This is a genomic window from Wolbachia endosymbiont (group B) of Eucosma cana (assembly GCF_947250645.1).
Lineage (GTDB): Bacteria > Pseudomonadota > Alphaproteobacteria > Rickettsiales > Anaplasmataceae > Wolbachia.
Genome location: NZ_OX366334.1, coordinates 706,149 through 721,871, shown reverse-complemented (window position 1 = coordinate 721,871; position 15,723 = coordinate 706,149). Strand labels below are relative to the sequence as shown.

The following is a 15,723-nucleotide window of genomic DNA, read 5'->3' as shown; positions in this document are numbered from 1 at the left end:
GTTGTATTGTTAAAATTGATTGACTGATAAAAAGAAATAGGATCTTTGCTATTGCCAAAAGTTTTACTTTTAATAACATCCAAAATAAACAAAATCATACTCAAATTGTCTACAATCAGGTATATATGGTTGTTTTCGTGAGTAATCGCTAGCAGCTGTAATGATGGCAAATATCTCTATAAGGTACAAAATAGCACAAAAAATAAGAAGCTGGAGGTTAAAATAAAAGTATACCCTAAAAGATTTAGTAGAGAAAAAAGGCATAAAGTATCACACTGGGATGAAGTTATGGAATTTGGGCTCCAGTATCAGCTACTTAAATGACACCTGATTATAAAAGAAATCTAATGATTTACATAAATCCCATAGCGTGGCAAATGAAGCGTTTTTTAAGAAAATCTGAATTTTCAACTACCATTAAACCAAATGCTCTAGCGCAGAATATTCTATTGGAAAATATCCTATTTAATCCATCAGTTGCAAGTGCCATAGTAAAATTATCAAAGTATCTATCACGTGAAATTTTCTTCAATAGATAGTTACTACCAACATCAATGCCAGAGGATTTTGCAGCAGTTATTTGTCTAATAACACTCTCTAAATCTCTCATTCCAAGGTTAAGTCCTTGACCTGCAACCGGGTGGATTGAATGTGCTGCATCGCCAATCAGCAAAATTCTGCTTTTATGCAGCTTTCTTGCAAAAGAAAAACTCAAAGGATAGAATCTTCTTTCACCCTCTAATTCAATTTCTCCCAAATAAGAACCAAATCTTTTTTTGAGTTCTATGACAAATTCCTCTTCGGATAAGCTCATCAGCATTTTTGAAATTTCGCATTTTTCTGTCCAAACTATTGAAGAAGTATAGCCACCTTTCATTGGCAAAATTGCAAATGGACCACCAGGAAAAAACCGCTCTACAGCTAAGTTTTGGTGATGTAGTTCATGTTTTACATTAAATACAATGCTATTTTGTTTATAACCAAATTTTATCATTGGTATAGAAAACAGCTCTGGCAGCTTAGAGTTTTTACCTTCAGCACAGATAAATAGCGATGATATCAATTTTTGATCATTATCAAGAGTAACTTCCATGTATCCTTCGTCACAAGAAATTGTTTTATAGGAACGTGGAGAATATATATTGAGTTTATGCAAAAAATTGTTATTGATTGCATTCCATATAATAGCGCTCTTGATTACATAACCCATTGGTTCTTCACCGACCATTTTATGATCATAATGCACAGTAAATGGGCTATTTCCATCTAATATGCATATATCAAGTATTGGTTCAGCTTCGCCTTCTAAGAGCCTCCAAATCCCTAATTTTTCTAGTATTTTTTTTGATCCTTGAGAAATGGCAAATGCTCGATTATCATCAACTGTACGTGGTAAACTATTTTTCTCAATTACGGCTACAGATACAGAGTCATTACTCAGGCCAATAGCAGTAATAAGACCAATTAGCCCACCACCTGAAATGATTACATCGTAATTCATTTTATTTACCTAAAATTACATTTTATTCGTTTTGAAAATAGTTTAAACAAACTTTGTAGATGCTGGACTTCTTATCACTACCTTAGTATACCTCAGATTAGTAATAAAGTATTAATTATTTTATGCTAAAATAGGCTTTAATTTTATTAAAGGAAACAGCTTATGACTACAGATTGTAAAGAAGAAATGAGAAACTGTATCTCTAAATATAGAGAAGAACTTGCAGAAAATAAAGCAGCAATTAAACAAACCGTAACTGGCAATAATAAAATCAATATAAGCGATTACTTTTATCAGGGTGATAAAATCTGTAACAAAGAGCTGTTTAACATAGGAAGTGAGTGTCAAGATACAAAATATGGTAGTCGACAAGAATATACGTATGATGAGTGGAAGGAAAAAATTGAAAAACCTCATGCTAAAGATTTGCTAAAGACGTTACAAAATGAAGTAAAAGGTAAAATATTAAAAAGTTTTAAAGATTATGAAAAATATCATAAAAATGCTACTGAAGATATAAAAAGAGAATTAGACATAGATTCAAAATTAAAGGCAATACTCAAAGAAAAGCAACAACCAGAAACTGATGAAACTCGAGCATATTATGACGTTATACGAGGTTTATATGAAAATGGAGACATGCGCTCTCAACTAAAGTGCAATGATCTTGATTGTTTTAATAGAACAATAGAAGATAATCTATCTCAAAAACAATCCGAGCTAGCTGCTATAAAGGATGACTTTTTGGATAATACGCAAAATATTTTTCAACATATTCAAGTTGAAGATAGTATTTTTTAGAGAAATAAGATTATGCTATTTTTTTAATGAAATTTCTTAAGTGGTAGATTATTTTTTACAGCTACAGCTGAGGTAGCTGTCACTACCTGAAATGTAACAAATAAAATACCAATCTTAAATATTGCTATATTTCACGATAGTTTCTCAACTTGACGCACATGCTTTTGGAACATTCTCATTTGTCAAATAGTTTCTGTCATGCTACACAATCTGTAATGCAGGTTTTAACTTACTTTTACGCAATATTGATCATTCTTGAAAAGCAATCTAACATTTTCTATTCCTTGATTACGAAGCTTTGATGCAGCTGATTTAGCTACCTGAGCGTTTACAAAAAATGCTACATATCCCTTACTTTCTGCATTGTTTTGTTTTGGGTGACGTTTTTGCATTTCTTTTTCATATTGCCTTTTGTAATGAGGAGTATTTTGTATCAATTGTTCTGACCTCTTTCTTAAGTACTCGACTTTTACCTTCGCAAGCCCAGACTTATGAAGTCCTAAAACTTGTGCTGCTTTTTCTGACAAGTCTATTATTCTACCTTCAACAAATGGCCCTCTATCATTAACTCTTATAACAAGCTTTCTTCCATTTTCTAAATTAGTAACACGAACAAAGCAGGGTAGGGGCAAGGTCTTATGTGCTGCAGAAATCAAGTGACGATTAAACACTTCACCGTTAGCTGTAATTGTGCCATGATCTTCTATTCCATACCACGATGCTATTCCTACTTCCTCATAACAGCTACAGTATTTTGGGTGGTAGGTGATACCATTTATTGTATAGCTATTGCCAATTTTATAATGACCTGCGGTGTGATTACACCTATTGCTAAAACTACAACTACTCATCAAAACGAATATTAGACATAGAAAGGCTAGTTTTTTTATCATTGTACTTAGTGAAATGGTTCGATACCATGAGGATTTTAAATTATACTATAATAAATTTAGTAATAAGTAAACGTCTACTGCCAAATATGCACAGCACTAAAAAAGAAGTAATACATATAATCGGTATAGGTGGAATTGGAATGAGCGCAATTGCTGAAATTCTTCATAATTCCAGTTATAAAGTTCAAGGCAGTGATACGCGATCAAACGACAATATAGATAGGTTACAAAAATTAGGTATAGAGGTCTATATTGGTCACGATGCAAGTAGTATTAGACAAGCTCAAATAGTTGTACATTCTTCCGCAATAAAACCTGATAATGTGGAGCTAGTTGCAGCAAGAAATAACAATAAAACCGTTTTGCATAGGTCAGACATGCTGGTTAAAATTATGAAAGGTAAATATGTGATAGCAGTTTCAGGTTCAAGTGGCAAGACGACGACGACAGCTATGATTGCTTCCATTTTTGATCATTCTGGTGCTGACGCCACTGTAATTGTTGGAGGAATATTAAATTCCTATCAGAGTAATGCAAAACTTGGCAAAAGTGACATTTTCTTAATTGAGGCTGATGAGTCTGATGGAACTATGTTAAAAATTCCTGCAGATATTGCTGTTGTAACAAGTATTAATGACGACCATATAGACCATTACGGTACATTTAACGACATCAAAAATGCGTTTTCTAGATTTGTAAACAACGCGAATTTTGCTATTTTACCTGATTCTGCAGACATCAATCATGATGCGAGTAATTCTATAAAGTTTTGGTTTGGAAATGGTAAAATTAGAGCTAGCAACATCAAACAACACAATAATAGCATAGAATTTGACGTGCTGATTAGTATAAACGAAAGTAATCGTATTCCATTGTCCACTACTCGAGTAGTTGAGAGGGGTGGAATAAAAGCAGCCCTTTCTTCATCACCTCAATGCTTGAAACTGGATTCTCGTTTCAATGTTAAACAAGATACTATAGAATTTAAGAGGACAATCCCTAGAAAATCTCTACATTCAAAAAAAGTAAATCGTACTAATGCTATTTGAACAAGCTAGCGTAAAAGTAAGCTAAATTTTTTAAGGTACAAAAATAGCAAGAAACAGTTGTTTGAAAAAAATTGGAATTTGATTGGATTGCTGAAAATTGGCTCTCAAACTTTAGGCGCATGAGCAAGATAATACTCTTTAACTAATATAGATTAGTGATTTGGAAGAGATACATCTAGAGCAGCCGGCAAAGTTACAATACATATTACCGCAATAACTAGAAATGAGAAGGATCTATATGGTGATTATAGATTTTTCCAGATCTTGAAAACAATAAATAGACAGTAAATTAGAACTACTGCAAAAAAAACAAGAATAGCTACACTGGTTGCTTGACCATCGTAAACGTAGCTTGTTAAGCCGATAAAAATAGCCATGATAGAAGCTCTAATAAATGAAATTGCAGAAGAAGTTGTGCCTTTCATTTCAGGGAAAATATTTAATGATGCATTGAAAATGACTGCTTGACAAATTCCACAGCCAATACAAAAAATAACCATAGACAGCGTTACTAAGTAGTAAGCACTGGGCATGATTATACTGAATATTAAAAGTGATAGGGATCCAATAGCAATTACGCCTGTACCGGAAATTACACACCAAATTGCTCCAAGTTTCTTTAAGATCTTACTGGAAAACAGGCTAATTAGTGAGAAAGACCCAACCATTGCACCTTGATGTAGCGCATAAATAGTGCTGGATAAACCAAAAGTTTCCATATACAAAAAAGGGCCACAAGTAATGAATGACATATAAGCCGCAGAAAAAAGGCTCTGTGCCAAAGACAACACCATAAATTTTGAACTTGATAATAATTTTTTATAGTCTTTCATCATTTTTTTTAGACTAAAAATATCACGGTCCTTTTTTGTTTCTGGTAACAGAAAAAGCAGCAAAACCCAAGAGATGAAACAAAGTATTGCAACACTTGCATAGTTGCCACGCCACCCAACAATTTTGTTGATGAAACTGCCTAATACTGGTGCAATTGCTATGAGAACTGTGATAATAGAATTCATGATTCCAATAAATTTTACTGCTTCGTTGCATTTATAGCTGTCTGCAATAATTGCAAACACAACTACAGATGTGCTAACACCAATGCCTTGAATAAAGCGAGAGATTAAAAGCCAAGAAACTGACAGCGCAAAAACACAGCCAACAGCACCGATGAGTAGCAAAGTGTTGCCTATGATCATCATCCTTCTTCTGCCATAGCATTCAGACAATGGACCAAAAAATAACCCTCCTATGCAAACGCCTAAAAAATTATAAGCAATAGTTAATTGAATTGTGCCTTCCGGTACGTTAAAATAGCGTACTATATCAGGAAAACTAGGTACAGAAATATCAATTTCAATGAACTTAGCAATTAGAGATAGAATTAATAAAAACGGTAGTAACACTTAAAATCTTTAATTAATGAATAAAAATATCACATTTAAAGCGTTGAAAGAAGAACATTTTTCACTATTATTAAAATGGGTAGAAATGCCCCATATAAAGAAGTGGTGGGATACGGATATAAATTGGACACAAGAGTTAATTGAGAAAAAATATAGCAACTACGTTAAAGGATTCAAACGTTTGAAATTTAAGACACAAATTATTGAAAAACCAATGCACGCTTCATTATTAATTGTGATGGAGTTGATATTGGTTATATTCAATATTACAACAAACATGATTTCCCATCTGAACAGATCTATAACACTTTAGAACTTCCAGAAAGTTGTGCTGCTATAGACTGGTATATCGGAGAGCTGAATTATGTAGGTAAAGGAGTTGGTTCACAAGCTTTGAATATATTTTTAAACAAATTTGTCTTTAAAGTTTATGAGAATGCCTTTGTCGACCCAGGTATAGCAAATGTTTGTGCAATCCGTGTTTACGAAAAAGTTGGCTTTAAAAAAATTATGGAAAGTAATAGTGCGATTTTAATGATTAAGGCAAGAATTTCTGATTAAATTATTACAAGTGGTTTACAAAAACATACAAGAGGCTTTATACAAATTTAACATAATTTTATCATAAAAATATTATTCTTAGGTCCTCAAATTTTGGCACTCAGTGAATCTTTTTTTACTAACTATGAGTTTAATCAATTGGAAAATAAATTTTATTTACTTTTACAATACCTTAAAATCTAATATCACTTTATCAGTCAAAGGTATCACAATAGGCTAGTATGTTCTTTACTCTTTTTCTAAAAATATTACCTATTTACATTACAATACTTATTGGTTATTTAGCAGGAAAATACCTTAAAATTGATAGAAACACTATATCCCAAATACTCTTTTATATAGCTAATCCAATAGTGATTTTATACGGAGTATCTCATACAGAAGTTAATTTAAAAGTAATTTCTCTGCCGATTTTGATATGGTTTATAGGTAGTACTATGTCCTTATCAGTGTATTATCTTTCTTCTTTTTTATTTAAGGACAACACGAGAAACATATTAGCGTTTAGCTCGGGCAGCACAAGCATGGGTTATTTTGGTCTACCGATTGCCATGGCTTTATTTGATGAAGATTCAGTGTCTGTGTATGTTGTCTGTTACATAGGAATGGCACTATTTGAAAATAGCTTGGGATTTTATATAGCTGCAAATGGTATCTATACTGCAAAAGAATGCGTATTAAAGTTACTCAAACTTCCTTCATTATATGCGATGATTCTAGGTTTCTTTTTAAGTATATATGATATACAAATACCCACTTTTTTGACAGATGTTATGATAAATATTAGAAGTACATTTATCACATTAGGAATGGTGCTGCTTGGAGTAAGTATTGCACAAATTACAAATTTTAAAGTAGATTGGAAGCTTGCTTTGACCACTATTGTAGCAAAGTACATATTCTGGCCGTTATTTGTTTTGGGAATTGTCTTACTAGACAAGCATGTTACAGGTATATATGATGAAAGCATCTATAAAGCACTGATGTTACTGGCTATTATTCCGATTTCTGGATCCAGTATAATACTTGCTAATATTTTAAATTATCAACCAGATAAAGCTACTTTATTGCTCCTAATTAGTACTGCAGTGGGACTATTTTATGTTCCACTTATAATATCATTATTTTTTACTAAACTTGTCTCTTTTTGAGAGAAAATTATTGATGGAATTTTCGCAATAGCAGTAAGACTGCCTACATCTTTTAACAGGTCCATGGTTGAATTTGGGTGTTCTATAAGCAGCAACAAATAAATGTAACTTGCCTTTTTCTATATGATACTATTCACCGAATAGGTATTGGCTTGACATTTCTATATCTTTGTTATCATTAGTAATACTAAAAGGAAAACTAAACTTAATAAGATTTGGAAGCATATTATTGTTCCATGATTCACGTAATGCTGTTATGCCTTCATTGCAGACATTGTCATAAAGTAAATTAAATTCTTTAATATTTGAAAAACTACCATCCCTTAGTGCATTCATTAATATTATTCCACCTTCAACATCAATATCATTAGAAATTAAATCAAGTTTAACAAGATTTGGAAAGTTACCATTCTTTAACAATTTAGTGATTGCTATCGAACCTTCTGCGCCAATAATGCTAGAAGTTAATTTACACTCAGTAATATTTGGAAGATTAATATTTTCTAATGCTTCATTTAAAACTTCTCCGCACTGAGCATCAATATAGCAATTAGATAAAGTCAAGCTTGTAATATTTTGCTTTTTCTGTAAAAAGTTTACTAGCTTTTCCATATATATATATAGATTATTTAACCCTAAGGTGTTACTATTAACATATTGATTAAAGTCAACTTCCATGGTTTTTATAAGTTATAGAGATTCTAATTATAGTATAATTTAAATAATTGTCAACCGTATGAACAACTAACTTTACTTCTTTTTAACCTGATACCTATGCTTTACTTCAAATTCCCTTCAAAGAGTGACGTTACCCCCTCCAGCCAACCTTTCTGCTTCATTTCGTGAAATCAATGCCTCAATAAATTCATCTAGTTCACCTTCTTTTATAATCTGTTCTAATCGATGTGAAGTCAGATTAATTCTATGGTCTGTAATTCTTGATTGTGGAAAGTTATAAGTTCTTATACGCTCAGAGCGATCTCCAGAACCAATTTGGCTTTTCCTCATTGTTGACCTTTCCATTTCTTTTTTTTGTCTTTCAATTTCGTATAGCCTTGCTCTCAACACTTTGAGCGCTTTAGCCTTATTTTTGTGCTGCGATTTTTCATCTTGCTGTATTACAACTATCCCTGTTGGCAAGTGGGTGACCCTTACTGCGCTGTCAGTTGTATTCACTGATTGCCCTCCAGGACCACTGGATCTATAAACATCTATGCGTAAATCTTTTTCTTCTATTTCAAAGTCAACCTCTTCTACTTCAGGTAATATTGCAACAGTAGCTGCGGAAGTGTGCAATCTTCCTGAGGATTCAGTTTCTGGCACTCTTTGTACTCTGTGCACCCCTGACTCAAATTTCAGTCTTGCAAAAACTTCTGTTCCATTAATGAGTGCAGAAGCTTCCTTATAGCCACCTATACCTGTATTAGAAATACTTATTGGCTCAAACTTCCAATTTCTTCTTTCTGCATATTTTTGATACATACGAAATAACATCGCTGCAAATAATGCTGCTTCTTCTCCTCCTGTGCCTGCTCTAATTTCTAATATTGCATTTCTTGAGTCATCTTCATCTTTTGGCAATAGCGCTAACTTTAGCTTGGCTTTTACTTTTGGTAATAGTATCTTTTGCTTCTCAAGAAGTTCTTCTTTTGCTAACTCTTTTATATCACTCTCGCTGTTCTCATCTTTCATGATTTCTTCTAAATCTGAAATTTCCTCTTTTAATACATTATATTCATCGATTATCTCGATAATTGGTCTGAGTTCAGAGTATTCCTTTGAAAAACTAACGAATTCTTTTTGACTCAAATTGGTAGGGTTTTCCAGATTTCTCTCTACATCAGAAAACTTTTTTTTTAAGTCTTGTAAATTATTCTCTATATCCATATAGTACAGGTCTAGTTTTCAGCTGTTTAAGTAAGTAATATATACTGAAATAAAAAATTTCTTATATCAAGCAATAACACTATAATTGTCTCGAATATTTCTACCTAAGTATAATGGCAAAACAGATAACATCAATCTGCAGCTTCATATTTGGAGCTTCAGACAAAAAATCATTACCAGATGAGTCGGCTCCAGAGATTGCATTTGCTGGTAGATCAAACGTAGGAAAATCAAGTTTAATCAACTTGCTGATAAACAGCAAAAAAGCTGCAAGAGTTTCTTCTAAACCTGGATGCACTAGACAAATAAATTTTTACTCTATGTACAATGATAAGTTTAGGATTGTCGACCTACCGGGTTATGGCTATTCTTGTGCAAGCAAGGAAGAAGCAGTACAATACTTAAACCTAATTGAGTACTATCTAATTCACAGGAGAAATCTAAAAAGAGTGTTTGTGCTTATAGATAGCAAGGTAGGATTAAAAGAAATAGACAAAGACTTTGTTTATTGGTTAATATGTAATAATATTAACTTTAATATTGTGCTAACAAAAATAGATAAAGTGAATCAGGAAAGTCTAGATGCTATTCTAGAAAATACTCAAAAGTGGGTTAATAATGAACATGTATCAATTCATCAAATAAGCATTCGTGTTAAGCATAAAATCACCAAGGTAAGAGATGAGTTTTTCAAATTTACAAGATAAAAAAATGAAAAGTGATGAATCTTTAAATGGTAAGATGCCATTGAAGGAAAAAACAGAAATATTATTTGAAGTTCTGTCTAACATACCTAAATTTGTAGGCGAAACTTTTATCATCAAATGCAGCAGTGTAATAATCTCAGATGAAACGCTGCTTAGTGCTTTTGCGCATAATGTTGTTCTGTTGAAACAGCTTGGTATAAATCCGGTGGTAGTTCATGACGGAGAATATGAAATTAACTTAGTGTTAAAAATGCTAGGTATGAATGATAAGTTTATAAATGGTGTCAGACTTACAGACAAAAGCACTATGAAAATCATTGAAATGGCACTGTGTGGTTCAATTAATAAAAAAATTGTTCAGCATATAAATTCTGCTGGTGGTTCAGCTATTGGACTATGTGGAAAAGATGGCAACCTCATAAAAGCTGAAAAGATAAGCACTACGCTTAGGGAAAATAGATTAAATAATATTGAAAAAATACTAGACATGGGATTTATCGGTAGACCAACTGAAATCAATCCTGATATATTATTCTTTATTGAAGAATCAGATTCTATACCAGTTATTGCACCTATCGGTTATGGAAAAAATGGAGAAACATATCATATTGATACTGATAGCACTGCAAGTGCAATTGCACTTGCAGTTTACGCATCTAAAATGATAATCTTGAGTGATACAGATGAAGAAATAAACAAAGTTGGCAATGGAAGAGTCTTGATTAAAAATTTAAAAGAATCGATTGATTGTGGAAAAATTAAAGGAGAAAAATTTGTTGAAAGGCTTATGTCATATACTAAAATGGTAGAAGAATGTGCAGGGGTTGTTCACATAGTTGATGGTAGAGTACCTAACATTATACTTGATTTATTTACTGAGAATAATTCAGGTATATCAATAATGGATGATTAATAGCTGTACTGCTTATAACCATATGAACGTTGAAAATTTAGGGAAGTTAAAGTAGATACTCTAGTTTTTCTGTACTTGTCTTTTAATGAAAATCATGACCAAGTTATTGTAATCTTTTTAAGAAAAATTTTCAAACTATTAACTCTATTCTTTAGTGCTAAAAATAACTCTCTAATCCGCCTTTTTAGCTCAATAAATGCCTTTGTTAAACTGAGTTCTGTATTCTTTTTTAATTTTGTACAACTCATGAAATATGAGAATTGCACATAATTTAGCATATAATTCACACAATACTCTGTGTGGCTTCCCTTTTAAGTCTTATGTAGCTCTTGTATAGTTTAAAAACAACTCAATTTGCCACCTTACTCTGTAATACTTGCTCAGCACTAATTTTATCCTCTGGAATATTAGTTTTGACCAGTTCAACAATTTCTGATTCCTTTTGGAAGATCATGTGATTTTGCCAATTTATTAGCTTTTCTTCTTCTGGCTAGAGACTGCTCTTCAGTTAATTTATGACATATCATTCTTACTCTAATCTTTGCTTCTTTTCCCAACAACACCTTCATTTCTAAAAATAGCTTGTCTCCTAAACATTCCAATAATTCCATTTTTTGATTTGTTTCTATAGCATATACATTGGTATCAACGACTTATAAAATAAGCTCCCGTTCCATTGATCTGTTTAAAAGAACTTGAACCAAGGTCAGATATTAGCAACTTCTCCCTATAACCTTCTTACTCCCTCCGTTATGTTAAGTTGATCCAATGTCTGATTTAGGTAATCAAAAACTAATTTTAACTTTATTCCACACTTAGTGTTACTCTCATAACCTTTGTCCATAACCTTTATATAGATTTTCCATGCTGTTAGGCAAAGCTACTATCCAATGCTTTTAAATTGCTGCAAGATTCTACAATCAATTTGCAGGGTATTTTAAATAAAGCCATTGTACATTCTTTTCATAAATTCTACTGCTTCTTTAGTAAACCTGAAATCTAAACCCTGTTTCGTTATTATCACAGATTCTTCATTTAATAATTGGCACATTGTATCTATGATTCAGTTTGTAACCCCTATATTACCCAAAATTATAGCTTTTATGAATCATCAATTACTCAATTTTCTTTTCCTTTTCTGTTTCAATTATTTGCCATTTCATTGAAAAATTTGTTGAGGTAATTTGATAAGCAAGTTATTTTATTCATCATTAGTTCTCTCACTAAAATATATCCGAGAGAATTTTATATCTTCTTATCCTATCTTCTTCATACCTTTATTTCCTTAACTTGACCCTTATGCTTTTTTGAATATTCCACTCTTTGGTTAAAACTGTTGATCTTGGCTGTTTTGTTCCCATATTTACATCTTTAGTGAATGAACGTTTTTTTTCCATTTGACAATAGTTTTTGGATTAAGATTATAGCATTGAGAAAGTTTTGCTATGCTCTCTTGACTATTTTGTATTTTCCTACGCACTGCCTCTGGTGTTCTAGCGCACCCGTGTAAACCCTAGTTATGGATTAGAAAACAGATAAAAGTAGAATTAATAAAGAGGGAAATAGGGTAAACTCGAATATTTTAGCAATAATATTGATACAACTGCAATCGCTGTTTGCCACACAAAAAGGATTTCAAAAATAAAGCTTTCAAAGAGTTAGCAAATATAGGAAAGACTATCTATGGATGGTTTTTAGGTTTTAAATTACATCTGGTAATTAATGAAATAGGCGAAGTTCAAGCTATTACACTAACTAAAGGCAACGTTGATGACAGAAAACCTGTACCAAATTTGACTAAAAATTTGACAGGACTTTTGTTCGGAGATAAGGGCTATATAAAGAAAGAGCTCTTTAAGAAACTCTTCGACAGAGGCCTAAAACTTATCACTAAAGTGAAAAAAGGCATGAAAAACGCATTGATTTTACTAAAAGAGAAGATTTTATTGAGAAAAAGGTCGATTATTGAGACGGTTTTTGGTTGTTTGAAAAACAAATTTGAGCTTACGCCACAGATCGCCAATAAATTTTATGGTACATATTTTTCAACATTAATTTCATATTCCATTCAGTCAAAAAAGCCTTCTATTTCTAAGCTTTATTGCTTTAGTTAATCCATAACTGGGGTTTTAACCATAACTCCTACTTTGATGGTATTTTTTCTCACATTCTATCATACCATCACACTCTGGGACCATACACTAGGAAGTAGGAAAGATTAAAGTGGCAAAATTCACTTAAGGACGGTATCTTGTATCTTGTCAAAAGCATCTGATGTTTTAAGCTTAAGCATTAGGTGGAGAAGGGAAGAACTTTGAATATCTCCTTAGATATAAAATCTGTGTGGTAGACAAGAGTTCCCTTCTCAAAAGTATAGGCTGAACGGTATCGTAGAAAGACCTAAATGGTTATAATTCTGTATCCACAAGGTTAGCCTTACTTTTCATTTTAATAGTAACGTATGGAGTTATATATGATCAACAACTTTTTGGGTATAGACATATCAAAAGATCGCTTTGATGTTTCTCTTTCATTCATAAGCAACAAAGGAAAACGTGAAACCAGGAAAAGGAGTTTCAAGAATAATGATCATGGGTTTCAAGGTTTACTGAGCTTTCTACAAAAGCATAATGTAGAACAAGTAAAAGCCTGCATGGAAGCTACTGGTTGTTATAGTGAAGCCTTAGCTGAATTTCTACACAATACTGGACATTTTGTGAGTGTTGTTAATCCAGCTTGTATAAGATTTTATGCAAAAAGTAAGCTTATACGACAAAAGAATGATCAGACTGATGCAGAGATAATTGCCGATTATTGCCAAAGACAGGAACCTATTCGTTGGGCACCACCTTCTCCTGAGTTAAAGAAATTAAAGCATCTTTATCGTTGCTCGGCTGCGTTAAAAGATGAATTGACATTAGTAAATAACCACTTAGAAAAAAAAGAGAGACTGCCTAAAGAAGTTGCAAATGCTTGGGAAGACCTTGCAATGAACATAAAACAAAAAATAGAAAGAATAAAAAACTCCTTACGTGAACTATTAAATAAACACAAAGAATTGTTGGAAAATTTTCAACTTCTATTGACCATTCCAGGAATAGGAGAAGAATCAGCAGTAGCTATTTTGGCTGAAGTTCCTAACATAAAAGCTTTCAAGGATGCCAGGCAATTGGCAGCATATGCTGGAGCTATACCACGAAATATAACGTCAGGTACGTCTGTACATGCCAAGCCCAGATTAAGTAAATCCGGTTCACGAACATTATGTAAGGCAATGTACTTTCCTGCCATAGTAGCTAAGAATCATAATCCTACTATTATGACTTTTTGCAAAAGGTTAAAAGAGAAAGGCAAGCATAACATGGCCATTGTGGGAGCTGCAATGCGTAAGTTACTCCATATTGTTTTTGGTGTTTTAAGGTCAAAGAAGGCTTTTGATCCAGATCATATCAAAAACTACAGAGCTAGGAGTTTGGCTGAAAGTTTAGTGCTTTAAAATCAAAAAACGCTCCAATTATGTAAAATAGTATCTTACACAAATTTTGTAACTGGTTAGTGAATATGTTGATAAGTAAATTAATTTTATACGTACAAAAAAGCGGAAATTTACTTATCAACATATTCACTAACTATAATCTGTGTACCGTTACACAAAATGTGAATTGGAAGTATTTTTTAATTTTATGATACAGCTTGAACAATTTTTGTAATTTTTTTGTTGACTTGCAAGACGGTATCTTTTGCATCGCAATATTATTTTCAAACTGGCGGTTAGCCTTAGAGCTACCAAAAAGCCAGTCAAACAAATCTCCAAACATCATTCCTCCTTTTTTAAACCAGCAAATAGTCCTGCTATGCTATCTGCTGTGTGATCACATAGCCGCGAAACATTGAGCATTTTTTTAATACGTTCTTTTACAATCTCCTTACGAGCTGTACCAAAACATCTCACTTTAAGTGCGCCACCAAAATAACGTTTAACTTTGCCCTGCCAATGCAAACAAAACAGTCCTTCAGCGATTATTTGCAGCTTTTTGTAATACGACATGTGGCTACCTTTGATGTATTTCTGCTTAAAAAAATACTGATTATCCTCAAGAAGCACTAAATCAAGCTCTGGACTCTCGTGAAGCAAAAGCGCAATCACCCCCTCATATTCATAACTAATTTGGCGCAATGTCTCGCCATTCAGTTTCCACTTTTCCACGCCTAAAACATAGCTGCCACAGTGAAGTATTTCATCTTTCACATAGGCAAAACCATTGCTCTTGCCAAGATCAATGCTCAAAACATTTTCAGGCAGTTTTTTTGCAAGCGAAAATTTTTTAATCTTAAGTTCCATTTTTCTCTCGCAACATTTTTTCTTCGTGATCATTACGCATTTGTTCTCGCAAAACAGCTAACTGTTCTGCTATTAAATCAACTTTGGCTTTTAGTTCTGCAGCTTCTTTTTTTGTTTGAATCTCAAGCAGTTTAATCTCTTGCTCACTTGGCTGCTGCGCCTGCTGCTGCGCTTGTGCTTGCTGCTGCTGACCAATGTTTAGCACCTTATCACGCAAAATCTTACTGCTCACTGTATCTTGATTGAGCAGCATCTCTCCTAAAAGCTCGACACTAATTTGCTGATTATTTGGACCAAGATACTGCATGACATTTAGCATTAGTTCATTGTCCTTTTCACGTTGTTTTTCTAAAGATTCACTTATTTTAATTTTGACATTTGTAGACCTGCTAAAATTAATTAAACTAGTCAATGTCTCATCATCTTGTGCCAACTTATAAGGTAGTAATACCAATTCTCATTGTTGTGGAGTCAAATAGGAAACAGAGCAGAGTTGTTTAATTGTAGAAGTA

12 protein-coding genes and 5 pseudogenes are annotated in these 15,723 nt (G+C 32.8%); 8 read left to right on the top strand and 9 right to left on the bottom strand.

The features are described from left to right. Positions 1-352 precede the first annotated feature (352 nt). The gene (ubiH, locus tag OOK99_RS03500) at positions 353-1,501 is read right to left on the bottom strand and encodes a 2-octaprenyl-6-methoxyphenyl hydroxylase (RefSeq protein WP_264719379.1); all 1,149 of its coding nucleotides are present in this window, start codon (positions 1,499-1,501) and stop codon (positions 353-355) included. Positions 1,502-1,687: 186 nt separating this feature from the next. Between ubiH and OOK99_RS03495 the strand changes: the two genes are divergently transcribed. Further along, entirely contained in the window at positions 1,688-2,302 is a 615-nt protein-coding gene (locus OOK99_RS03495) for a hypothetical protein (protein ID WP_264719378.1), read from the top strand. Positions 2,303-2,526: 224 nt separating this feature from the next. Here OOK99_RS03495 and OOK99_RS03490 read toward each other — a convergent pair whose 3' ends face one another. Continuing rightward, a complete protein-coding gene (locus OOK99_RS03490; protein WP_012481726.1) occupies positions 2,527-3,195 on the bottom strand; it encodes a septal ring lytic transglycosylase RlpA family protein in 669 nt (222 codons plus the stop codon). Positions 3,196-3,221: 26 nt separating this feature from the next. On the opposite strand from OOK99_RS03490, the pseudogene OOK99_RS03485 reads away from it, so the two are divergent. Then, positions 3,222-4,050 (top strand): annotated as a pseudogene (locus OOK99_RS03485) (Mur ligase domain-containing protein); the annotation flags it as partial. Between the two features lie 439 nt (positions 4,051-4,489). Here the strand turns inward: OOK99_RS03485 and OOK99_RS03480 are convergent. After that, a complete protein-coding gene (locus tag OOK99_RS03480) occupies positions 4,490-5,650 on the bottom strand; it encodes a multidrug effflux MFS transporter (RefSeq protein WP_264719377.1) in 1,161 nt (386 codons plus the stop codon). Between the two features lie 16 nt (positions 5,651-5,666). Between OOK99_RS03480 and OOK99_RS07145 the strand changes: the two are divergent. Continuing rightward, positions 5,667-6,211 (top strand): annotated as a pseudogene (locus OOK99_RS07145) (GNAT family N-acetyltransferase). A gap of 221 nt (positions 6,212-6,432) precedes the next feature. Further along, positions 6,433-7,362, top strand: coding sequence for an AEC family transporter (locus OOK99_RS03465; protein ID WP_143689094.1), 930 nt, complete (start codon positions 6,433-6,435; stop codon positions 7,360-7,362). A 129-nt stretch (positions 7,363-7,491) separates the two neighbouring features. On the opposite strand, the gene OOK99_RS03460 is transcribed toward OOK99_RS03465, so the two are convergent. Together OOK99_RS03460 and prfA are read right to left on the bottom strand one after the other, a co-directional pair. Further along, on the bottom strand, positions 7,492-7,974 hold the full coding sequence (locus OOK99_RS03460) for a leucine-rich repeat domain-containing protein (protein ID WP_264719375.1): 483 nt from the start codon (positions 7,972-7,974) through the stop codon (positions 7,492-7,494). A gap of 183 nt (positions 7,975-8,157) precedes the next feature. After that, positions 8,158-9,249, bottom strand: a complete 1,092-nt coding sequence (gene prfA / locus OOK99_RS03455) for a peptide chain release factor 1 (RefSeq protein ID WP_264719374.1) — start codon at positions 9,247-9,249, stop codon at positions 8,158-8,160. 110 nt (positions 9,250-9,359) lie between these two features. Between prfA and yihA the strand changes: the two genes are divergently transcribed. Together yihA and argB are read left to right on the top strand one after the other, a co-directional pair. Then, positions 9,360-9,956: a ribosome biogenesis GTP-binding protein YihA/YsxC gene (gene yihA / locus OOK99_RS03450; RefSeq protein ID WP_369800778.1), complete on the top strand. Its 597-nt coding sequence runs from the start codon at positions 9,360-9,362 to the stop codon at positions 9,954-9,956. Between the two features lie 4 nt (positions 9,957-9,960). Then, complete coding sequence (gene argB, locus OOK99_RS03445) at positions 9,961-10,869, top strand: acetylglutamate kinase (RefSeq protein WP_040754531.1); 909 nt, start codon at positions 9,961-9,963, stop codon at positions 10,867-10,869. Here argB and OOK99_RS03440 read toward each other — a convergent pair. Further along, a pseudogene (locus OOK99_RS03440) lies at positions 10,866-12,078 on the bottom strand (IS4 family transposase). The gene argB and the pseudogene OOK99_RS03440 sit on opposite strands and share 4 nt — an antisense overlap. 71 nt (positions 12,079-12,149) lie before the next feature. Further along, a pseudogene (locus OOK99_RS03435) lies at positions 12,150-12,349 on the bottom strand (IS481 family transposase); the annotation flags it as partial. Between the two features lie 113 nt (positions 12,350-12,462). On the opposite strand from OOK99_RS03435, the pseudogene OOK99_RS03430 reads away from it, so the two are divergent. Both OOK99_RS03430 and OOK99_RS03425 read left to right on the top strand, forming a co-directional pair. Further along, a pseudogene (locus OOK99_RS03430) lies at positions 12,463-12,983 on the top strand (IS982 family transposase); the annotation flags it as partial. 359 nt (positions 12,984-13,342) lie between these two features. Next, complete coding sequence (locus tag OOK99_RS03425; protein ID WP_070357039.1) at positions 13,343-14,365, top strand: IS110 family RNA-guided transposase; 1,023 nt, start codon at positions 13,343-13,345, stop codon at positions 14,363-14,365. Positions 14,366-14,686: 321 nt separating this feature from the next. On the opposite strand, the gene OOK99_RS03420 is transcribed toward OOK99_RS03425, so the two are convergent. Together OOK99_RS03420 and OOK99_RS03415 are read right to left on the bottom strand one after the other, a co-directional pair. Continuing rightward, positions 14,687-15,244, bottom strand: a complete 558-nt coding sequence (locus OOK99_RS03420; RefSeq protein ID WP_264719373.1) for a hypothetical protein — start codon at positions 15,242-15,244, stop codon at positions 14,687-14,689. Further along, positions 15,201-15,644, bottom strand: coding sequence for a hypothetical protein (locus OOK99_RS03415; protein ID WP_264719372.1), 444 nt, complete (start codon positions 15,642-15,644; stop codon positions 15,201-15,203). Before OOK99_RS03415 ends, OOK99_RS03420 begins: the two co-directional genes overlap by 44 nt. Positions 15,645-15,723 lie beyond the last annotated feature (79 nt).